At 61.2% G+C, this 20,711-nt stretch carries 22 protein-coding genes and 3 pseudogenes; 15 read left to right on the forward strand and 10 right to left on the reverse strand.

Going from position 1 to position 20,711, the window contains the following annotated elements:
* Positions 1-8 precede the first annotated feature (8 nt).
* The 5 genes and pseudogenes from OKW37_RS26995 to OKW37_RS27015 all read right to left on the reverse strand — a co-directional run.
* Positions 9-626: pseudogene (locus OKW37_RS26995) on the reverse strand (DUF72 domain-containing protein); the annotation flags it as partial.
* 229 nt (positions 627-855) lie between these two features.
* Positions 856-2,142: an anaerobic sulfatase maturase gene (locus OKW37_RS27000; protein WP_429402743.1), complete on the reverse strand. Its 1,287-nt coding sequence runs from the start codon at positions 2,140-2,142 to the stop codon at positions 856-858.
* Between the two features lie 91 nt (positions 2,143-2,233).
* On the reverse strand, positions 2,234-3,337 hold the full coding sequence (locus tag OKW37_RS27005) for an HAD family hydrolase (protein WP_429402744.1): 1,104 nt from the start codon (positions 3,335-3,337) through the stop codon (positions 2,234-2,236).
* 91 nt (positions 3,338-3,428) lie between these two features.
* Positions 3,429-5,114, reverse strand: coding sequence for an arylsulfatase (locus OKW37_RS27010; RefSeq protein WP_429353104.1), 1,686 nt, complete (start codon positions 5,112-5,114; stop codon positions 3,429-3,431).
* Between the two features lie 96 nt (positions 5,115-5,210).
* Positions 5,211-5,570, reverse strand: a complete 360-nt coding sequence (locus tag OKW37_RS27015) for a hypothetical protein (RefSeq protein WP_429402746.1) — start codon at positions 5,568-5,570, stop codon at positions 5,211-5,213.
* Positions 5,571-5,580: 10 nt separating this feature from the next.
* Here OKW37_RS27015 and OKW37_RS27020 point away from each other — a divergent pair, with 10 nt between their 5' ends.
* The 11 genes and pseudogenes from OKW37_RS27020 to OKW37_RS27070 all read left to right on the forward strand — a co-directional run.
* Positions 5,581-5,946, forward strand: coding sequence for a hypothetical protein (locus OKW37_RS27020; protein ID WP_429353105.1), 366 nt, complete (start codon positions 5,581-5,583; stop codon positions 5,944-5,946).
* Between the two features lie 95 nt (positions 5,947-6,041).
* Positions 6,042-6,809, forward strand: coding sequence for a hypothetical protein (locus OKW37_RS27025; RefSeq protein WP_184046580.1), 768 nt, complete (start codon positions 6,042-6,044; stop codon positions 6,807-6,809).
* A gap of 215 nt (positions 6,810-7,024) precedes the next feature.
* Positions 7,025-9,001, forward strand: a complete 1,977-nt coding sequence (locus OKW37_RS27030; protein ID WP_429402747.1) for a sensor histidine kinase — start codon at positions 7,025-7,027, stop codon at positions 8,999-9,001.
* Complete coding sequence (locus OKW37_RS27035; RefSeq protein ID WP_184063482.1) at positions 8,998-9,621, forward strand: response regulator transcription factor; 624 nt, start codon at positions 8,998-9,000, stop codon at positions 9,619-9,621. The genes OKW37_RS27030 and OKW37_RS27035 overlap by 4 nt, the downstream gene beginning before the upstream one ends.
* A 121-nt stretch (positions 9,622-9,742) precedes the next feature.
* The gene (locus tag OKW37_RS27040) at positions 9,743-10,099 is read left to right on the forward strand and encodes a response regulator (RefSeq protein WP_429354189.1); all 357 of its coding nucleotides are present in this window, start codon (positions 9,743-9,745) and stop codon (positions 10,097-10,099) included.
* 553 nt (positions 10,100-10,652) lie between these two features.
* Complete coding sequence (locus tag OKW37_RS27045; protein WP_262419850.1) at positions 10,653-10,880, forward strand: hypothetical protein; 228 nt, start codon at positions 10,653-10,655, stop codon at positions 10,878-10,880.
* A 22-nt stretch (positions 10,881-10,902) separates the two neighbouring features.
* The gene (locus OKW37_RS27050) at positions 10,903-11,253 is read left to right on the forward strand and encodes a helix-turn-helix domain-containing protein (protein ID WP_311734746.1); all 351 of its coding nucleotides are present in this window, start codon (positions 10,903-10,905) and stop codon (positions 11,251-11,253) included.
* A 41-nt stretch (positions 11,254-11,294) separates the two neighbouring features.
* Positions 11,295-11,519 (forward strand): hypothetical protein, encoded by a 225-nt coding sequence (locus tag OKW37_RS27055; RefSeq protein WP_184063490.1) that lies wholly within the window; start codon positions 11,295-11,297, stop codon positions 11,517-11,519.
* 296 nt (positions 11,520-11,815) lie between these two features.
* Positions 11,816-12,001, forward strand: coding sequence for a hypothetical protein (locus tag OKW37_RS27060; RefSeq protein WP_090807171.1), 186 nt, complete (start codon positions 11,816-11,818; stop codon positions 11,999-12,001).
* A gap of 181 nt (positions 12,002-12,182) precedes the next feature.
* Positions 12,183-12,650 (forward strand): universal stress protein, encoded by a 468-nt coding sequence (locus OKW37_RS27065; protein ID WP_184063493.1) that lies wholly within the window; start codon positions 12,183-12,185, stop codon positions 12,648-12,650.
* 148 nt (positions 12,651-12,798) lie between these two features.
* Positions 12,799-12,873, forward strand: a pseudogene (locus OKW37_RS27070) (transposase); the annotation flags it as partial.
* Between the two features lie 33 nt (positions 12,874-12,906).
* On the opposite strand, the gene OKW37_RS27075 reads toward OKW37_RS27070, so the two are convergent.
* The gene (locus OKW37_RS27075) at positions 12,907-13,839 is read right to left on the reverse strand and encodes a LysR family transcriptional regulator (protein ID WP_429509977.1); all 933 of its coding nucleotides are present in this window, start codon (positions 13,837-13,839) and stop codon (positions 12,907-12,909) included.
* Between the two features lie 88 nt (positions 13,840-13,927).
* On the opposite strand from OKW37_RS27075, the gene OKW37_RS27080 reads away from it, so the two are divergent.
* Both OKW37_RS27080 and OKW37_RS27085 read left to right on the forward strand, forming a co-directional pair.
* Complete coding sequence (locus tag OKW37_RS27080; protein WP_090807165.1) at positions 13,928-14,461, forward strand: hypothetical protein; 534 nt, start codon at positions 13,928-13,930, stop codon at positions 14,459-14,461.
* Between the two features lie 273 nt (positions 14,462-14,734).
* The gene (locus OKW37_RS27085) at positions 14,735-15,547 is read left to right on the forward strand and encodes a DUF4377 domain-containing protein (RefSeq protein ID WP_429402748.1); all 813 of its coding nucleotides are present in this window, start codon (positions 14,735-14,737) and stop codon (positions 15,545-15,547) included.
* A 58-nt stretch (positions 15,548-15,605) separates the two neighbouring features.
* On the opposite strand, the gene OKW37_RS27090 is transcribed toward OKW37_RS27085, so the two are convergent.
* Positions 15,606-15,896, reverse strand: coding sequence for a hypothetical protein (locus OKW37_RS27090; RefSeq protein ID WP_184025141.1), 291 nt, complete (start codon positions 15,894-15,896; stop codon positions 15,606-15,608).
* A gap of 110 nt (positions 15,897-16,006) precedes the next feature.
* Between OKW37_RS27090 and OKW37_RS27095 the strand changes: the two are divergent.
* Together OKW37_RS27095 and OKW37_RS27100 are read left to right on the forward strand one after the other, a co-directional pair.
* A pseudogene (locus OKW37_RS27095) lies at positions 16,007-16,973 on the forward strand (GlxA family transcriptional regulator).
* 243 nt (positions 16,974-17,216) lie between these two features.
* On the forward strand, positions 17,217-18,941 hold the full coding sequence (locus OKW37_RS27100; protein WP_429354190.1) for a tannase/feruloyl esterase family alpha/beta hydrolase: 1,725 nt from the start codon (positions 17,217-17,219) through the stop codon (positions 18,939-18,941).
* A 7-nt stretch (positions 18,942-18,948) separates the two neighbouring features.
* On the opposite strand, the gene OKW37_RS27105 is transcribed toward OKW37_RS27100, so the two are convergent.
* From OKW37_RS27105 to OKW37_RS27115, 3 genes are read right to left on the reverse strand one after another with little or no spacing between them, the layout of a single operon-like run.
* Entirely contained in the window at positions 18,949-19,653 is a 705-nt protein-coding gene (locus tag OKW37_RS27105) for an energy transducer TonB (protein WP_429402750.1), read from the reverse strand.
* A 31-nt stretch (positions 19,654-19,684) separates the two neighbouring features.
* Positions 19,685-20,083 (reverse strand): ExbD/TolR family protein, encoded by a 399-nt coding sequence (locus OKW37_RS27110; protein ID WP_184007118.1) that lies wholly within the window; start codon positions 20,081-20,083, stop codon positions 19,685-19,687.
* Positions 20,083-20,706, reverse strand: a complete 624-nt coding sequence (locus tag OKW37_RS27115; protein WP_090807159.1) for a MotA/TolQ/ExbB proton channel family protein — start codon at positions 20,704-20,706, stop codon at positions 20,083-20,085. Before OKW37_RS27115 ends, OKW37_RS27110 begins: the two co-directional genes overlap by 1 nt.
* Positions 20,707-20,711 lie beyond the last annotated feature (5 nt).

A 20,711-nucleotide genomic window follows, 5' to 3' on the forward strand; every position in this document is an offset into this window, starting at 1 on the left:
GCAGCTTCGATATCGCGATAGCAGTTGTTGAACAGGACGTGTGTGCGCGCCGTGCGCCCCGCAATGTCCTCAATCGGTGGCGCGAGTTCGCGAAGCTCGTCGTCGCTATCGTCATGGTTGAACCGTTCCGCCGCCGACTCGGCGCCGCTCCATGTCGACGCGTCGCGGCCATGCAGCCGTACGATCGCGAGTTCGGGCGACGTCGCTTCCCAAACTGAGTGCGCGCGCTTCGTCATGCCTTCCGGCGCATCCAGAATCACGTGAACGATCCCGCGTTCACGCTCCATCGCAAGCGTTGACTCGCGGTGCTTCTCGCTGAACCAGCTCTCGTGCCGAAATTCGAACGCGGTCACAAACGGGTGCATGCGCTCGGCGCAGTGCTCGACGTGCCTCATCGCTTTCGGTACTGCGGTTATCCAGTGCGGAAACTGGAATAGCACCGCGCCGAGTTTGCCCCCCACGTGCAGTGGCTGCAGGGCCGCAAAGAAGCGCGCCCACAGTTCCTCGATAACTGGCGGCGGTACATCCTTGTAATAGAGATTCTTCTTGCCGGTGTTCGGCAATTCGGCCTGCAGATCCTTCGGGAAAAACATGGGCTCGGTCTGGTGGCCGGTGGAGAGCCGGAATTCGCAATCGATTCCCCTTCCCGAACACGCACGACTATGCATCCGTCGGCGTATCGGTCGCAGTACGTGTAACAGTCCCGCAGGGTTCGCACACAGAAATCGCACGTCCCATCACGATGATTCAGGGTCGCGCGACGCCGCATCGAAATCTCTCGTCGACACCCTTTGGGATAGGGGCTCTACGTGATCAAAGGCTCGCCCTTGCTGCTCAAGTGCAGACGTGCGACGATCACGCGGATTGTTTCGCCAACTGCCTGAGGGCCGGGCCCGCATGGTCGAAAAACCGGCGAATCCCTGAACAGAGATAGTTCAAGCCAGGTTCACCGTCCGGGCTCCGCACAAAGCGATTCTTCGGACACTCGCCCCAGCACAGATTCAGATACTTGCACTGTCGACAAAACGCAGGGAGAGCATTTCGTTTTGCATAGCCGAAGTTCTGCTGGTCCGCTGAAAAAGCCATCTCACCCAGGTGTCTCTCGCGGATGTTCCCCAGCGAGTAGGCAGGGTAGACGTAGTGGTCGCATGAGTAGACTTCACCGTCGTGCTCGATCGCCAGTGCCTTACCGCAAAACTGGGCGGTCACGCAGGTTTGCGCGGGCCTGCCCAAGGTCTGTACGACGGCCGTCTCGAACAGGTTCACCAGAACACGGCCCGCATCCTTTCTATACCACTCGTCGAAGGTTCGCGAAAGGAAGTAGCCCCAATCGTCGGGATCGACTGACCACTCGGTCACGACAGAGTCTGGTTGCCCCGGCTTTGCCGCTGCGCTTCCCAGCATCGGCATCGACTCTGCTGGCCAATGCTGTGGTGCGACGCTATGGAAATTGTTCGGTTCGACACAGGGAATAAACTGGATGTAGGTCGAATCGATTTCGTTACGCAAAAATCGGTAGACATCCACGGGCCGCTTCGCATTAAGACGGTTGACGACGGTGAGCGTATTGAATCTTAGCCCATGCTTTTTTAGCAGACCGATCCCATGCATCACATTATCGAAAGTCGGCTGTCCTTTCCGGTCCAATCGGAAAGCATCGTGCAATTCACGCGGCCCGTCGATACTCACGCCGACCAGGAAGTTATTCTCCTTGAGGAACTCGCACCATTCGTCGTTGAGCAAGGTCGCGTTGGTCTGAAGGTCATTCGAGATCCGGCGGTTCGCGGGGGTATGCCGCTTCTGAATCTCCACGATGTCGTGAAAGAACGCAATGCCGAGCATGGTCGGCTCACCGCCCTGCCATGAAAATATGATCTCGTCGCCGGTCTGCGCTTCGATGTACTGCCGGATATAGCGCTCCAGCATGGACGGTTCCATTCGACGACCACGATGCTGGTTAAGCAGGTGCTCCTTGTGCAGGTAGTAGCAATACGTGCAATCGATATTGCAGGTCGAGCCAATGGGCTTGGCCATCGCATGAAAGCGTCCTTTCTGCTCGGGTACGGCCGGCTCCGCTTCAGACGATCGCGCCGGGTAGAAGATCACTGGCTGTTCAGCGTTCGCGTCATGGCTGTTCTGCATGGGTTGGCTCCAGAGATCAACTTCGGGCAGTGTGTGCGCATCGTGGCCGCAGGCAGTCAGCGGTAAATACAACGCGAATCGGTAAGGTCGGTCATTGCGACGATCGCTGTCCTCGAAGCGGGGCGTACACCGTCTTCCAATCCCGCTTCATACTGACAATAACCCAGCCGCGCGCAACGGCCTGGTCCCACGCCTTGTCGAGCCGTGCCATTGAAGGTTGGCGGTCGTAGGCGAACTCGCGCTCGGGGTCGTCATGATGCACCAGCAGTGCAAGCGTTTCGCCGGGCCCGCTCGCTGTGTATTCGAGCATTTCCCGATCGCCATCGGAATTGCCGACTGCGAGGATCGGACGCTTGCCAATCGCGCGAAAAATGCCGACAGGTTTGCCCGGTCCGTCGTCGACAAAATCAAAGCCTGGTTGACGTATCAGCACGGGTTTGCCGTCATGGACTTCATACTTCAGCTTCTCTTCGGTGCCTACCACCTGTTCAGGCGGCACGCCGTACGCTTCGGTCACCCACACGCGCATGAACTCCGCCGTACCGCCCGAAACGATCCAGATCTTAAAGCCGTTCGTCCGCAGTAAATCGAGCAGTTCGAGTTGCGGCCCATAGACGAGTTCGGTATAGGAACGGTTCAGCGTCGGGTGTTTCGCACTGGCCAGCCATGTACGGATGGACTGGTCGTATTCGTCAGTCGTCATGCCGCTATTGGCCACACCGATAATCTTCAGGAGTGCCTTCCGGTTCTGCGCGAGCGCAGCCGTGTCGTGCACGACAAGTGCCTTGAATGCTGGATTGTTTTGCCACTCGGGGTGTCGTGGCGCGGCGGCCTTCACCTGCTCGATCATGAACGACAACTGGAAAGGCATAGGCTGCTCGCTCCAGAGCGTGCCGTCGTTATCAAAGACCGCGATTCGTGCTTCTGGCGCCACGTAGGTTGCCGAACCTTTGCGCGTCACGTCGGCGATGAACTTCAAAATGGCATCCCGAGCAGCGCCGTCCTGCCACGAAGGCAATGCTTTCGTCGATAGCTCTCTTGAAAGCGCCTGCTGCTGTGCGTGCGCCATCGCAGAATCCGCTGACGGCGCTTCGTGGCTGACACACGCGCTCATCGCCGCGCATGCGCATAAGATCAATCCCGCCAGATGACGCGACGCATGCCGTGACCACGTGCGATGTTCGATGATACGCATTGTTATCCTCAGCCAGCTGAAAGTATCACCTCGCGCATTGCCACCCCTGGACAAGCGGAGGGCGCTCCGATCGTCCGGCACATTCAGCTGATCAGTTTCCAGTTGGCAGCGGGATGTTGAAGCCATTCTCTTTCAGTTCGTCCCGAATGTATTTGAACCGTTCGTACTGTGTGAGAGTGATCGGCCCGGAATACCCTTCGCTTTGCAGCTTGCGCGGCGGATACTTGACGTAGGTCTGCATCAGACCTTTGACCGCGGCATTGAAGGTAGGAAGTGTCCAGGTGTGCTCCGTATAGTTGTTCATGAAGATGTCGTAACGCTCCTGAGGGTCCTGATACAGATCGAATACTTGCGGAACGGTGGCGACGTAGCTCTCCGGTCCCTTCCAGCCGAGATTGGTGTCCACCGCCAGACCGCCCGTATCCTTGCCTCCATCTCCGCGCAGGTTGAACACCGCCTTGAACTGTCCGACCCGCACGGCACCCGGCGTCAGTTCGTTTTCGGTGAAGTAGAACCACGCATTACGCTTGCTCTTGCCTGTGCCAAACAGCACGGGCGACATGTCGTAGCTGTCAAACACGATCGGTTTGCCTTCACGATCATTTTTGGGCAAATCTACGCCCGCCAATGCTGCAAAGGTCGCCATGCAGTCGAGACCACCCAGGATGTCGAAGTTTCTCGTGTGCGGTTTGATCTTTCCGGGCCACCACGCGATGGCAGGAACACGTGCCCCACCTTCGCGGTCGGTCCCCTTGGTGCCGCGGAAGGGGGTGTAGCCCGCATCTGGATAAACGTCCTGCCAGGCGCCGTTGTCCGTCGTGAAGAATACGAGCGTATTTTTGTCTAGTCCTTTCTCGCGAAGCTTGTCCATGATGTGACCGACACGCGCGTCCAGTTCAACCAGCGAGTCGGCGTATTTGGACTTCGACAAAGACTTGCCGATGTAGTCGGGGTCGGGCATGTTCGGCTGGTGGACCTTCATGAAGTTCACGTTGATGAAGAAAGGCTGTCCACGTTGGACGGCATCGTCGATATCGTCGAGTGCGGCTTTCTCGATGTATCGATCGACAAACGGAATTCCGACAATTCGTTTGTCTGGCTCATTTTGATACTGGCCGTTCAGCTTGAAGTCTTCGTGAGGCTTTTCACCCGCCTTGCCGGAGAGCATGCCCGTAGTCACCTTGATGAACAGGTCGCGGGTCTGCTGATCCATCTCAGGAAACCATTTGGGGTCGGAATATGTGTACGCATTCAGGTGATACAGGCCTACGTACTTCATGTCGTCGTAGCCCTGTGCATTCGGAAGGGCGTAGTCCGCTTCGCCGAGGTGCCACTTACCCGTGAAATACGTGCTGTAGTGCGCGAGTTTCAGCACGGAAGCCAGCGTCCATTCCGCATGAGGCAGGCCGCCGCCTTGCCCCTGGAACGCTACGGTCGTCATGCCACTACGATTCGGGTTGCGGCCAGTCTGAAGGGCCGCCCGGCCTGGCGTGCAGCTCGGCTGGCCATAGAAGTCGAAAAATGTCATGCCCTCATCAGCCAGTCTATCGAGGTTGGGAGTCGGGATACCGCGCCCCTCACCGCCGCCGTAGGCACCAAGATCACCCCACCCCACGTCGTCGCCTACAATCAGCACGATGTTAGGCCGCGTGGGCTGCTGCGAATCCGTTTGTGCCTGGCCGCTTATCGCAACGCTCAACAACGCGGCGGCCACCAAAGCGAAAGGCGCGCGTTTGACCGGCCTAGCTGGCGCCACGAAGCATGTTTCAGGTTTCATCATGTATCCCGGGTATCAATTGACAGGTATCGACATTCCCTCTGCGCGATAGCATGTTCGACACTGCGCATTTTTTGCCCGGAAGGCAGTGCGGTGCTATAGGTACTTGGGGCAAGCCGATTGCCCCTTCGGGCAATACGAGATTCGTGCCTTTTCTTTCACATAGATGGCCACTACATTGATCTGTGCAGTTGCCGGGCGATACGTCATCGGCGTCCCCGGCCGGGACGGTAACTGAAATTCACCTGTTATGACGACGCTCGTCCGCCGCTGGCGGGCTTCCCATCGATAGCCGCCTGTGGAAGAGAGGATCGGATCGTGAGCACGCTGCCCGGCAAAATCAAGCGCGAAATCATGAAGGCGATGCCGCCGACTCTGTTTTTTCTTTTTTATTCTCCATGTTGTGTCGCTGATTCGCAGCCTGATGGTAAAAGGCACCGGCTTATCGATTCTCACGACGACGTCCGTGCTGGTCGCCTCGCTAATACTAGGGAAATCGGTTCTCGTCGCCGATATGCTACCGTTTATCAACCGTATCCCCGATAAGCCGCTAATCTGGAATGTGTCGTGGAAGACCTTGATGTATGCGATCGTCGCGCTCATCGTCCACTATCTGGAACGACTATATGAGTACTGGAAGGAAGCCCCCAACCTGATCGTCGCAAATCGTGCGCTGATCGCCGACATAAGCTGGGCGCGTTTCTGGGCAATCCAGATTCTGCTTGTGACACTGATTCTTATGTACTGCGCGATCGGCGAACTGGCGCGAGTGATCGGCCACCAGAGGCTCAAGACCATTTTCTTTGGCCCCCTCCCTGCACCCCCTGAATAGCTGGTCGCTAGTGAGTGATGCCTAATAAAGTACCTACCGCAATCTCGCATCGTGGCTGTGACGCGCCGGGCGAGTGGATTCACCGGGAGCAATGCATGCAGCAACTCATCAGACATCCCCTCATTCTGCTGGTCGCTTCCTTCGCACTGATGGCGCTGGCCGCCCAGTTCGGAAACTCGGTCCTACGTAGGAGAATTACGCTCGACGAAGACTCGCTCGACGACTTCAGGATTGTGCAGTCCGCCACGCTGACGCTGCTAGCGCTGGTCGTCGGTTTCAGTCTGTCCATGGCGGTAGGCCGCTACGACCAGCGAAAGAATTACGAAGAGGAAGAAGCCAACGCCATCGGGACGGAATTTATCCGCGCGGATCTTTTGCCGCAGAGTGCAGCCGCAGCAATCCGCGCGGACCTCGCCCAGTATCTCGACTTGCGAATCGAGTACTACCAGACTCGCGACGCGCAGCGCGTCGCGCAGATCGACGCTGCCACTGCGGATCTGCAACGCCGGTTGTGGTCTTCGGCCAGAAGCGGCGCTGTGACGCAGCCCAGCCCGGTGGTTGCCCTCGCGGTGGCGGGCATGAACGACGTGATCAACACGCAAGGTTACACACAGGCGGCATGGCTCAACCGGATTCCCTTGGCCGCCTGGATCATGATGCTGCTGATTGGCGTGTTCGCCAATGTGCTGGTGGGTTACGGAGTGAAGAATTCGACCGGCAAAAACCGCTTCTTGCTGATCATGCCGCTGACCGTGTCGCTCTCGTTCATGCTGATTGCGGACATCGATAGCCCTCGCAACGGCATCATCCGTGTGATCCCGCAAAACCTGATTAGCAGCGCGCAATCTTTGCACAAGCCGTGATGACGTCGGCCACTTCGTCGGACTATATAGCCTATCGCGCGAATGCTGCACTGCGATGTCAACAGCGTATGTGGATTTATGCGGTCTGCGGATAGATGATCTGCTTTGCATATCAAAGAAACAGTAGTCCTTAGCGGACAATCAACTGATTAAAGCTGTTCGGATGGTAAAAGGCTCTGGCATAGTTAGCATGACGCACAAGTCCTGTCAGAGCCATGAAAGAGGAAAGCGCCCCGACGATCGTTGCGGCAGCCCGCGCGCGGCGAGCCTTCGCGCAGGCTCGCATTATGCGTTGGGTGTTTCTGGTCATGCTCGGTTTCTGCACGTGCGCTAATGCGGAACACACCTGGCGGGTGGTCATTCTGCCAGGCGCGGACCCCACCCAGCCGGCGGCCCAGGAGCAGATTCGCGCGATACGCCATTCGATTGCCGCTGCCGCTCCGGGCGGTGTGGAGTTTTACACAGACTCACTTGACGATTTTCGATTCGACAACGCCGAATTGATGCCGAGCTTTCTGGCGCTTCTGAAGAGGAAATACGAACATAAACAGGTCGACGTAGTGATCGGGTTAGCAGACTTTGCACTCGACTTTACGAAGCGCTACCACGACGAGATCTGGCCGGGCGTACCGGTCGTGATCTCCAGTGTCGCGGAAAGCCGGAAAAAAGACATTCCTGCGGCCTTCGCCTACGTGCCGACGGATTTCGATGTCGATGGGACTCTCGCGCTAGCGGAGACTCTTCAACCGGGCGCACGGCGTCTCGTCATAGTGTCCGGCTCGGCGAAACTGGACCTCCGGTTCGCGCAGCGCGCTGCCGATACGGCGCGTGCGCGCATGTCACGCCAGTGGACCGTCGATGTGTGGAGCGGCCTGGCCGTCCCCGAACTGCAGCAGCGCCTTGCCGCGCTCGACCGTAACGCGGCCGTCCTCTACACGACGATGTATCGCGATCGCACCGGTCGGACCTTTTTTCCCTACGAGGTCGTCGAGCCGATGGCAAAGGTCTCTGGCGCCCCGATATATGGCTGGTATCCCACCTATATCGGTCACGGGATGATGGCGGGTTCGGTAGTCAGCTTCGATGCCAACGGCCGTAATACCGGTGCGCTCGCCGCATCGATTCTGCTCGGCAAGGCGCCCCGCCAAGGTGCCGTCTCATCGGCCAGCATGTCTCACTGCATTGCGGACCTCGGGATGATCGAGAGATTCGGGCTACACGCGACCGGACTGCCCGATGGTTGTGAGTTGATCAACGTGCGCCCTTCGCTCTGGCGGGAGTACCGGGTAATCGTGCTCGGCGCGGCTGCAGTTGTTTTGCTGCAGGCGCTGACCATTGCGGCTTTGCTCTGGCAGCGCAAGCGCCGCCGCATCGCCGAGGATGAAGCAACGCTGCGATCCGACGAACTGGCTCGCGCGGCACGGCTCGCTTCAGCGGGTGAACTGAGCGCATCTGTCGCACATGAAATCGGCCAGCCGCTTGGCGCGATTCTCAGCAATGCGGACGCGGCCGGCATGATGCTCGAAGACGAGCCCGAGGAGGACGAACTTCACTCTATCCTTGCGGACATACGTCGGGACGCGCTTCGCGCAAACCAGGTGGTGCAGCGACTTCGGGCGCTCCTGCAAAAGCATACACTCGACCTGGTCCCACTCGACCTCAATTCGGCGTTCGACGAAGGGCTGGCCTTGCTCGGTCTCGAAGCGCGACGCAGACGCATCGCCGTCGAGTCGAATCTAGCGGCGCAAGACGCCTGCGTGCTAGGCGACCGCGTGCAACTTCAGCAGGTACTGGTCAATCTCGTCATTAATGCAATGGACGCGATGGAGGAGACGCCCGTCGCGGAGCGCATTGTCTCCATCTCGACCCGGGTGGCGGGAACAGGCTACGAGCTGATCGTCGCCGACCGTGGGCACGGCATTCCGGCAGATGCCACAGAACGGCTCTTTGACTCGCTGTTCACGACCAAACCGCAGGGCATGGGACTTGGACTTTCGATTGTGCGCACTATCGTCTCAACGCACGGTGGACGGGTCTGGGGCGCGCCTCGAGACGGCGGCGGTAGTGTTTTCACCGTGTGGCTGCCGTCCGTCGCGGGACACACGCTCTCGCCGGTTCGGGCAGAGTTCGATACATCCACTGAAAAGGCCGCCTTGAAGGCTCGGCCGATGCCGCAAGGGGGACAACCGTGATTGATCACGCCGCAACGGTCATCCATGTCGTTGACGATGATCCCGCCATGCGCACCGCTTTGACGCGACTGCTGACTCAGGCAGGATATACAGTAAAGGGCTATCCGAGCGCCGGGGAATTTCTCGTCGCAGACTTTGACCCGTCGCGAGGCTGCCTGCTGCTGGACCTGGAGCTGCCCGGCCCGGGCGGCCTCGACTTGCAGCACGCGCTGCAACGGCTGGGCAGGCAGATGCCCATCGTCTTCATCAGCGCGCACCGTGATATTCCCAGAACGGTGATGGCGATCAAGGCAGGTGCATGCGACTTCCTCGTCAAGCCAATCGAGGCGCAGACTCTCTTCGCCGCGATAGACAATGCGCTCGCGGCCGCAGTCGTTGTTCCTTCTCCGGCCGAGCCAGGCAAACTGGCCGACGCACACCATCTGAACGCGCGCGAGCTTGTGGTACTGCGCGGCATTGTCGCTGGTCGCCTTAACAAGCAGATCGCCGCGGAACTGGCTGTGAGCGAACGAACCATCAAATCGTGCCGGGCCGACCTCATGCGCAAGCTGCACGCCAATTCGTTCGCCGATCTGGTGATACTGGCTGAGCCAATTGTTCGCGCACACGCCTCGACCTGAACCCGGCTTGCCCCAAAGGGCAACCGGATTGCCCCATGCCCTGATAGCGCCGGACCTTGGCTCACACGAAACTTGAGGCACGAGACCTTGGCGGGCAATGAACCATACCAGACAGTTGATCGTGATCGTCGAAGACGACGCCGGCATGGGTCGGGCATTGCAGCGCCTGTTGCGCGTTTCGGGCTTCGACATCCTGTTGTTCGGCAGCGCCGAGGCATACTCCCACGCGAACTGCATGCGCGTACCATACTGCCTTGTGCTGGACGTTCAACTGCCCGGTATTTCAGGGCCCCGATTCTACGAGCAGCTCGGTTATCGTCGTCCTCCAGCCGTGTTCATCACCTCGCACGACAATCCGGAAACGCGCAGCGCCGTCGCGTGCGCTGGCGGCCAGGAATTGCTGATCAAGCCGTTTGTAGCCAAAGATCTTCTCGACGCGATTTCGCGGGTGGCACCAGGCGGCGGTCCGGCTCCGTGACATCGCACTCCGGATATGCCGGCTGACCAGCTTTGAGAAATTTGCGCGACGTGACGTTCGATGTGGTATCGCGTCGGGCCGTAGCAAACTTGCAAGCGGACATTCAGGGCTGCCGGGCGATCGACTCAAATTGGCCGGCCGGCGACATCCGCGTCAGTCTAGCGAATTCGCGCCGGCAATCCGGCCATCACGTTCCTTCGCCGTGGCTCTGCGGTCCAGATAAGCCCTGCGATTGCTGCTCCCACCGGGTGATTACATCAAGGCGGCGAAAACCATAACGCTGTTCGAGTGCGTGCTTCTGTTTTCTTCCGACCACCTGCGCGAGCCCTAGTCGCGCACTCAGGCGGTTCGGTCCATTGTGTAGCTCGTCCCGGGTACATCTGTTCGGCCACCAGCCCTGGGACGATCGTCGGCGGCGGGCGCACATCGGACGACACTGGGCGTAACGGTGTTGACTTTGCGATGGGGTTCAGTTCGTTGCCGGTATTCAAGTCAGTTCAGCCATAATGTAGAAAACGTCGCCGGAGTTCACCCGCTCATGAAGTCTCGTTGCTTGGCAGCAGTTCTCGTCGTTCTCGCTACCGGCTGCACATCGACTCCGGCGAACAATCAGCCGGCGGTCGATACGAACGCCTACATCCTGCATGTTCCAGACGGCGCACCGTCCGCTGACTCCACGTCAAGACCACCGAGACTCACTGTCGGCACCAGCTATTCCGACACGCAACTTATTCTGCCCTGGTTCCTCAATGACCTGATCGACTTCGTCAACTATCGCTAGTCTGGTGCGCGGGGGCACTCGGGTGCGTTCCTTCCTCTGCGAATCTACGGTTGAGCGTGCGTACAGATGTGTGCAATGCCTGCGCAAGATCCTGTATGGTTACCGGCTGCGCAATATTCTGTTCAAGATAGTCGCGCGTTTTAGCCACGATGGAACCGTGATGAAATGCGCTGAATGTCCAGTCTTCCAGCTCGTGAAAGACGGACTGCGAAGGGATATCGCTGTCCATCGGCTGACAAACTCGAACACGAGCGTGGCAGTGCCGGCGTTCGATCTTGGCTTTTCCGACGCCACCGGTTTCTGCCGCGCATTTAAACATTGGACCGGCAGTAGTCCTTTTGACTATCGCAAGAGCACCCGTCAGGGTGAGTGATGAGAAAGAGTCATGTCTGACTATGTTTTAAACGATTTTGAATGCCCGTGTCGAACGGCTGGAACTGGGGCCGAACTACGCCAATCATCGGGCGCGTGTGCCGGACGACGGTGCATCAGTTGGCCAACGAGGGTAAGGCTTACGAGTACGACGAGACGGTGGCCCATTTGGCACTGTCATCGGACTACCCCGAGTCGATCCCGACGTTGCCCATTGACTGGCAGTTGCCGTGTGATGCTTTCAAGCAAGGCGCCGGCCCGCAGTAAGGCTATGTGCAATGATTCCATCAACCTACGACTCCCGCCCGCGTCCTCACGTGGGCCAGCGGGCGTTTCTTCCTGTGCTTTTTTCGGTGTGGTTCGGAACGCGGAATTTTCCTCGGTAGGCCCGCTTGCGTGCACCGCCAGCGGCAACAAAAGGCGCGCGGGGCGATCCTGTGGTTAGCGTGGCTAGAAACAGCGGGCGGGCGTGACAGTAGTGCTGGCGTGACAGCGCGTATGACTCAAATCGGCCAGGTGAACTATCATGGTAGAAGCTGTATTCATCAGCGCAGGAGCACATCATGACCTCCAATCCATCCGCTGAGCCGACCGGCACCTCTCTCGACCCCGCGAAAACTTCCGCCGGCAAGACTCGCCAGCCCGATCCGAAGGGCCTGAAAAATCCGGCCCCAGACGACCTTCCTAACGCCGACGCGGCAGAGCCCGAGCCTCACGAGCACCTCCCGTCCAGAAGCGACGACAACTGATTCAACACCGCAGGTGCCGACGTCGTCCGCATGACAATCCACGCGGCGGGTTCGCGAGTGGTTCGCGCATGCTTTCGCGCCGACGCCGTGAAGTCGGGGAGCGCTCGCGGTTCACGCAAATGGCTCGATGCATTTCGTCCAACAAAGTCACGGCCCAGTTTGAATCGCACAGGAGCAGATCATGCAGAACGTGCTGGTAGGTTATGACGGGTCGGCGTCCGCGCAATATGCCGTTGCTTTCGCGGTCGATCTCGCGAAGCGTTTCGACGCGCGCTTGCATGTGCTCGTCGTCGCGCGCACGCCGGACTGGGGTGCGATAGAAGTTGAGCGAAAAAATCTGATCGATCTGGAAGTGCGCCATGCCACCGCGATCCTCGACGACATCAAGGCGAAGCTCGCCGCTTCGATCGGGGCCGTGGAGTTCGATCTCGTGGTCGGCCCGCCGGCAAAGGAGATCGTGCTGTACGCGGAGCGGCATGCTATCGACCATCTCGTGGTGGGGCATCGCGGACATACGCCGTTCGATCGCTGGCTGATCGGTTCGGTCGCCCGCCAGGTGCTCGCCTACGCGCCGTGCGCGGTCACCATCGTGCGCGATCCGGCGACGATGAAAAAATCGCGGCATGAGAGCGAAGCACCATCGGCATAAAATCCGCAAACTGCTGCAGATGATGGGCTCAGGACAAACGCGACCGATCTCGCAAGCTGGAAGCGGCTTGAGCGTAGAGACGCTGAGAACGCTTGCGTTGACGAACAAAAGCTCGCATGGCCGCGCCTATCAGCTCGCTGCCGAAACGCCGGAGCTCATGATTCGCATGCTGATCGTGGGTTACTGCTTCGGTGTCCGGTCCGAGCGACGGCTATGCGAAGACCCTTGAGCTTCCTCGACGACATCATCAACTTCGTCAACTGTCGCCAGGCATCGAGCGCGTCGCGCGGCTCTTCACATGATCGATGAACGCACGCAGCTTCGGCATGATCTGGCGGCGGCTCGGATAGTAGAGAAACACGCCCGGGACCATCGGCGCGTACGCCTTCAGAACGTGCACCAGCTTTCCCGTTCGCAACCCCTCGGCGACCATCGGCTCGGGTAGCTGGGCAAGGCCAACGCCTTCGATCGCCGCGCCCAGCACGCTCGCAAAATCGCTGGCGATGAAAGGACCGGAGACGGCGATCTCGATCGGCTGGCCGTTGTCGTTGAACGACCACAACGCGAGCGCGCCGCTGGAGCGCCGCCAGCGAATGCATGCATGCTCGCGCAGATCGTCCATTTGCTCGGGGCGGCCGCGCGCCGCGAAATAGGCAGGACTTCCCACGACGACAAAACGGAACGGTGCCGTGAGCGGCACCGCGACCATGTCGGCGGCGACGAACTGACCGAGCCGGATGCCGGCGTCGAAGCCTTCCGTCGCGAGATCGATCAGCTCCTTGCTGGCCGCTATTTCCACCTCGACCTCGGGATTGGCCTTGCAGAATGACGCGATCAGCGGCTCCAGCAGGATCGGCACGACTGCACGCGGCACGGAAAGACGCAACAGGCCGGACGGTCGCTCGCCGAGTCCGCGCGCCACCTCGCTGGCGGCGACGAGTTCCTCGAAGGCGGGCTTGGCCCGAGCGAGAAAGCGCTCGCCGGCTTCGGTCAAGCCGACGCTGCGCGTGGTGCGGATGAAGAGCGTCGCACCGAGGCGGGCTTCGAGCACACGCACCGCCTGACTGACGGCCGACGGCGTCACGCCCAGTTGCGCGGCGGCCCCGCGAAAACTGCGATGCTCGGCAACGCTGAGGAAGACTTCGACGCCGTCGAGCGCGCCCTGCCTGACTGTGAAGTTCTGCTTCATAGCCTGTCAACATTGTGAGGAATAGTCACCCGCGCGAGACGATGGTACACCTAACACCTGCGCGTACAACACTTGACAAGGAGGCACCATGTCATCGCGACTTCTGTTCCAGTTGCACCTCGTTTTGGGCTATCTCGCCTGGCTGCTGTGCTTCGGCACCTACGTCTGGCCGAAGCTCAAGTCGATGGCTCCATTCGACGCGCAACGCGCGATCGCCACGTTGCACAGCTTCCGCTTCTTCGGGCTCGCCTTTCTGTTGCCTGGTGTCGTCAGTCCGCAACTGTCCGCGAGCTTCGCCGTGTTCGCCGCCTATGGGGATTTCGCCACGGGGGTGCTGGCGATGCTGGCGTTGCTGACGGCCCGGATACGTCCGCTTTTCTGGTCGTTCGTCGTCGCTTTCAATCTTGTTGGTATGGCCGACCTGATCATCGACTACTACCACGCAACCGCGGCCGATCTGCCCGCGCATGCAGGCGAGCTGGGCGCCTTGTACGCGATTCCGATCATCTATGTGCCGACGCTGGCGATCACGCATGTTGCCGCCTTCTATCTGATGTTGCGCCCTCGGCTGAAGCGGCGTCACGCCCGTCCTTCCGTCGGCCGTGACATCTCCCAGGCGTAGCCTGCTGCACTGGGCGCAGTTCGGCCACGTAACGAGGAATCCGATCAGCATCGAGCGACGTTTTTACGTCTTCCACCTGCGTTATGCTGTCGGTCGTCGAGTCGATGCTCGCGGCCTGAACTAGGCAGGTGCGCAAACCCGGCCTGATGCGGCCGGGTGGTACCCTTCACTGGCACTTCCGGCTTTCGTGCATGCGACCTGATTCTCGCGCCCCTTGGCCCGACGACGCGAGCAAACGCCCGGAACGACCACTGAACTCAGCGAGGTGCCGACGTGAAATACCGCATGCTATTGCTGCCGCTCGTTCTCGCCGCCTGCGCACAGGCACCGGAAGTGACAGCGCCGGCGCCATCGGCAACCACGGCGGCCGCCAACCCGGCGTCGCCGACCGGCACCGATCTGTTGACCCGATACCACTGGCAACTGAACAACGCGATCGATCGCAATGGCACACACATCGATGTCCTGTTCGTCCGCCCAGACAGGCCAGTGCAGCTCGACTTCAGTCCGTACCGGATCACCGTCGTCAATAGCTGCAACAGCATGGGAGCGGGTTACACCGTCAGGAAAGGGTATTTGCAGATCGGCCCCATGGTCAGCACGATGATGGCCTGCCACGATGCCGCGCTTGCCGCACTCGACGATGCGATCTCGCAGCGTGTGCGCGGCAGCGTCAACGTGACCCTGCTCGCGCGGGACAACGCGCCGAGCCTGCAACTGGTCACCGATAGCGGCGACACGCTGAGCTTTACCGGTGTGCCCACGGCCGAGATGCGCTACGGCGGCCCCGGTCAAATAGCGTTCCTTGAAGTGGCGGCGCAGTCCGTGCCGTGCAACCATCCGTTGATGCCGAACGCGCAATGTCTGCTCGTGCGCGATCGCTTCTTCGACGAGCAGGGCCTGGCGACCGGCACGCCTGGTCCGTGGCACCCGTTGAATCAGGATATCGAAGGCTATACGCACACGCCGGGCATCCGTAACGTCGTGCGCGTGAAGCGTTTCACAGTCAGGAACCCGCCTGCCGATGGGCCGTCGGTCGCTTATGTGCTCGACCTGGTCGTCGAATCGGAGAAGGTCGGGCAGTAATGCTTCTTCAAACGTGCCGCCAGGCACATTGGCGGCACGGCTCCCCACCAGCGTGACTTCACCCCTTCTGAATCAGCCGCCCCAGCGGCGCGAGCGGTCCCACCGGCAGGTATTCATACTTCATCAGCCCGTCAGCCACGAGCGGCAACGCGTTGAGTATTGCCTTGGCCTCGTCGACCGACCCGACGTTCATCAGGAAAATCGGTCCGGCCTTGTCGCGGAACCAGAACTGCTCGACCTTGCCGTCGAGATAAAGCTGGAGCGTGGCCGGCACCTCGTGGGGCATGTGCTGCTGGAGCTTGTCCGGGGTGAGGGTCGGTTGTGCGGTTGCGATGGCGAAAACTTTCATCAGTGACCTCCTGGGTCGACGTTGGTTGCGATGTACAACGGGGCTCACTGTAGCCCTCGGCCGGGAAAAGCTGTATCGTCGCAAATGACAACTTTAGGGTCATTTACGCCATGCGCATCGCCGTGCTCGCCTTGCAGGGGCTGTTCGACACCGGTCTCACCGTCATGCTCGACGCGTTCTCGCTCGCCAACCGGTTCGCGGCCGCGAAGATGGGCGGGCGGCCGCACTTCGAACTGTCGGTCGTCGGCGTGCGCAAGAAGGTTCGCTCAGGGCAGGGGCTGACCATCCCCGTGCAAGCGATCACCGCGGACCTGAAGCCGGACTGGGTGATCATTCCCGCGCTCAGTACCGGTACGCCGGAGCAGCTGGTACCCGCGCTCGAGCGGCCCGGACGTGCGCGACGCCAGGGCGCAGATGCTGGCATGGCATGCACAGGGCGCGTTGATCGCCGCGTCGTGCATCGGCACGTTCCTCGTCGCGGAAACCGGACTCCTCGATCATCGCGAAGCGACCACGACCTGGTGGCTGGGTCCATTGTTCCGGCAACGCTATCCGGCCGTGTTGCTCGACGAGTCGCGCATGCTGGTGCCATCGGACGTCGGTGTGACTGCGGGCGCGGCGATGGGGCATCTCGATCTCGCGCTGTGGTTGATCCGCCGCGCGAGCCCCGAGCTGGCTACGCTCGTGTCGCGCTACCTGCTCGCCGACCTGCGCTCATCGCAGGCGCCGTACATCATCCCGAACCATCTGGCTCAGGCCGATCCGCTGATTCAGCGTTTCGAGCGATGGGCGCGCGATCATCTGAAGGAAGGGTTCTCGCTGCAGCATGCTGCGGCCGCACTGGCGACGAGCGCGCGTACGCTGCAGCGTCGTTGCCAGGACGTGCTCGGCAAATCGCCATTGGCTTACTTTCAGGATCTGCGTGTCGAGTATGCGCAGTCGCTGCTGCATGGCAGCGGCCTCGGCATCGACGCGATTGCGGCCGAGGTCGGCTATGTCGACGGTGCCACGTTGCGCACGCTGTTGCGCCAACGGCTCGGCAAAGGCGTGCGCGATCTTCGTGCGGATCTGCGTTGAAGGCTATCGCGAGCGTGGCAGCGAAGCCGATTGCAAAGTCGACTCTTACGCGCTTTCCGGATCGCAACCGACGCCTGGCTGCAATGCATGCGTGGCCCGCCGGCGGCTCGCGGCACGCCGCTTGCTATGCACCGCATTGCCGTATACCTTCGCGCCTCACATCCCCCAGCGCAGACACGGCGTGCGAGATCGAGCCGACTCGTGCGACCGCGTCTCTAAACCAAGATGGAGACAGTCATGCCCATGCAGCGCGCCGTTCCGTCATCCTTCTCTTTTGTTCCGGTCATTTCCGTCGCGTCATTGCTCGCGGTTCTATCGTTGAGCGGCTGTGGGGGCAGTGACAACATTCAGTCGACCGCCGCCGCGCCGCTTGGCTGCGCGCAGCTGACCGGCAAGAACGTGCCGGCGTCAGCAATCGGTTTGCCGACCACTGGCGCGACTGTGACTGCGGCGACCGTGATGCCCGCGTCCGGCTCGGGCGCGCAAGCGACCGGCGAGTATTGCCTCGTCAGCGGCGCGATCAGTCCCGTCGATCCCGCGGCGCCGCAAATCAAATTCCAGATCGCGATGCCGACCAACTGGAACAGCAAGATCATGATGTTCGGCGGCGGCGGCTACGACGGCACGATTCCCGCGCCGACAGGCAACGTGCCGGCCGGCCCGACCGCGCAACTGACTCCGCTTGGCCGCGGCTACGCGGTGTTCGCGAGTGACTCGGGACACGAGGCCAATGCGCTCGGCAGCGAGGACGCGTCGTTCGGCGTGAACGACGAAGCGATGCAGAACTTCAACGGCGACGCACTGAAGAAAACCCGCGACGCGGCCGTCTATCTGATCGACGCGCGCTACGCGGTGAAGGCGCCGAAGCGGGCGTATTTCGCGGGCGGCTCGTCGGGCGGACGCGAGGCGCTGGCGGTGGTGCAACGCTGGCCGCAGGATTGGGACGGCTCGATCGTGCTGTATCCGGCATGGGCGGCCGCGAGCCTCGATCTGCAGTTCGGCCGCATCACGCGCGCACTGGCGGCGCCCGGTGCCTATCTCGACCAGGCGAAGCGCAAGGTGCTGCTCGACACGGTGCTCGCGAGTTGCGACGCGCTCGACGGCGTTGCCGACGGTCTGATCAGCAACGTCGCCGCGTGCAACGCGACCTTCAATCCCGCGACGGCGACGCTGAACGGCGCGCCGCTGCGTTGCGCGGGCGGCGCCGATACCGGCGACACCTGTCTGTCCGACGCGCAGATCGCGGCGCTGAACGTGTACAACACGCCGATCACGTTCGGCTACACTCTCGCGAGCGGCGAGACGCAGTATCCGGGCTTCAACGTGTACGGCGCCGATCTCGGCATCGCGAATCCTTCGGCGTTGCAGCCGACAGTGACCACGCTCGCGCTCGGCATGTCACAGCCCGCATCGCCGATGCCCACGACCGCGCCGTATCTGAGCGTGTTCTGGGACCAGTGGATCCGCTACTTCGTCACGCGCGACCCGAACTACAACTCGCTCGCCGTCGATCCGCAGAATCCGGGCAGTCTGCAGGCGCGCATCAGTCAGCTGACGGGCCTGCAGGACGTCAACAAGACGGATCTGTCGGCCTTCAATGCGAAGGGCGGCAAGATCCTGATGGCGCACGGCATGGCCGACGCGCTCGTCAGCACGCGTTCGACCGAGCAGTACTATCAGCGTCTGCAAGCGACGATGGGCGTGTCCACCGTGGCGAACTTCGTGCGCTTCTACGAGATTCCCGGCTATGGCCATGCGCTCAGCACCGTGTTCAACGCCTCGTGGGATTCGCTGACGACGCTCGAAAACTGGGTCGAAAACGGCGTGGTGCCGCCCGCGCAGATCGTCGCCGATACGGCGGGCGTGCCCGGACGCACACGGCCGCTGTGCCAATATCCGACCTTTCCGCGCTATAACGGCTCGGGCGACGTGAACGTCGCGGCGAATTTCACCTGCGCAAGCCAGTAGGCGCTGTTCAACTGACGTTGAAATGCACGCGGATGTTTTGCGTGCTTTCGACGGGCCGGCCATCGCGCAGCGCGGGAAAAAAGCGCCAGCGCCGCAACGTGTCGAGCAGCAACTGATTGAGACGGGGGTTCGGCGTCGCGTGAATGAGCTCGACATCGACCGAGCCGTCGGCGTGGATCGTGAAGCGGGCTGTCGCGATCGTCTGATAGGCCTGCTCGCGCAAGTCGTCGGGCAGCGTCGGTAGCGGTTGCGAGATGGAGCGGGCGGCGGTGTTGGAGCTTGCCGAGGCGGCTGGAGCGGCGTCGTGCTGTGCGGACGATTGCTGCGATCCCGCGGCGGCCGTTTGTTCCGGCTGATCATCTTGCGACGGGCGTTTTGCCTGACTAGCAACCGGTGCCGACGGCGCTGCGGCAGCGGGCGTCGTCAGCGTCTGCGGCCTGGTTGGCACAGGCGGCACCGGGCGATGCGCTGAGGTACGCGATTGCGTCTGCGCGTGCCGTGGCGCCTGTTCCGCTGGAACCGCAACCGGAGTTTGCGACGGACGGGATTCAGGCGGCGCAGGCTCGTCGAGCACGACCACGCGCATATCCAGTGGAGCAGGCGGTGGGGCTGGCTGACTCGACTTCAGCAACCCGGACGACAGCGCAGCCAGCACCAGAAACCAGATACCCAGCGAGATCAGACAAGCGACGGCGGTACGCAGCGTTCCCACAACGTGCCCCCCGGACAGCTCGCGGCAAGCTTTAATCACGATGCACGGCGATCAGAAAGTGTTCGGCGCCCGCGCGTCGCGCCGCGAGCATGGCCTGCACGACCGCGCCGTGACCCGCGTGATCGTCGGCCGCGATGACGACGTTGCCGTCCGCGCGCAGCAGGCGCTTCACTTCAGGCTCGATCTGATCCGCGCGAACGACGTGGCGATTGACCGAGACCTCGTCGTTGCCGTTCACCGATATCGTCAGCGGCTCGCTCGTGCTGATCGGCTGCGCGCGTCCCGAAGGCAGATTGATCCGCACCGCGTCGAGACGTTGCATCGCCAGCGAGGCGAGCATGAAGGTCGCGAGCAGAAAGAACATCACGTCGATCATCGGAATGATTTCGATTCGGCCGCGCCGCGAGGCGCGCGAGCGTTTGAGTTTCATCAGCGCTCGCCTCGCGCCTCTTGTTGCAGGCGCAGCGCGCTGAGTCGCGCGTTGGCGAACAGTTCGAGTTCATCCATCAGACGCTCGAGCCGCCGTGAAAAATAGTTGAACGCGAACAGTGCGAAGACCGCGACGATGAGTCCGATCGCGGTCGCCACCAGCGACTGCGCCACCCCGCCCGTGACGCCGCCCGGATCGACGAGGCCATTGCCGCCGAACAGCTGGAATGACTTCATCATCCCGACGATCGTGCCGAGCAAGCCGAGCAGCGGCGCCGCCGTGACGATCGTCTCCAGTAGCCACAGACCGCGGCCCATGTCGCGCTCGATCTGTGACGCGATCGATTGCGCCGACGCCTCGCGCAGCCACAGCGGCGAGTCTGATTCCGACAGCCACGGCGCGGCCATGCGCCGAAACGCGTGGTGGGGGGCGAGGCGGTCGAGACGGTTGTCATCGGCTGACGACGTGGGTTGCAAAACACGCGCCGGTGCGCTTGCGAAGCGGGCAAACACATACGCCCGCTCGATGATGATGGTCAATGCGAGCACGCCGAGCACGCTGAGCGGATACATGATCCATCCGCCGGTGCGCATCGCCGCGATAAAGCCTGTCCATTCCTGCATGATGA

Origin of the sequence: Paraburkholderia sp. MM5482-R2 (assembly GCF_050436125.1) — a bacterium.
In the GTDB taxonomy this organism is placed as follows: domain Bacteria; phylum Pseudomonadota; class Gammaproteobacteria; order Burkholderiales; family Burkholderiaceae; genus Paraburkholderia; species Paraburkholderia tuberum.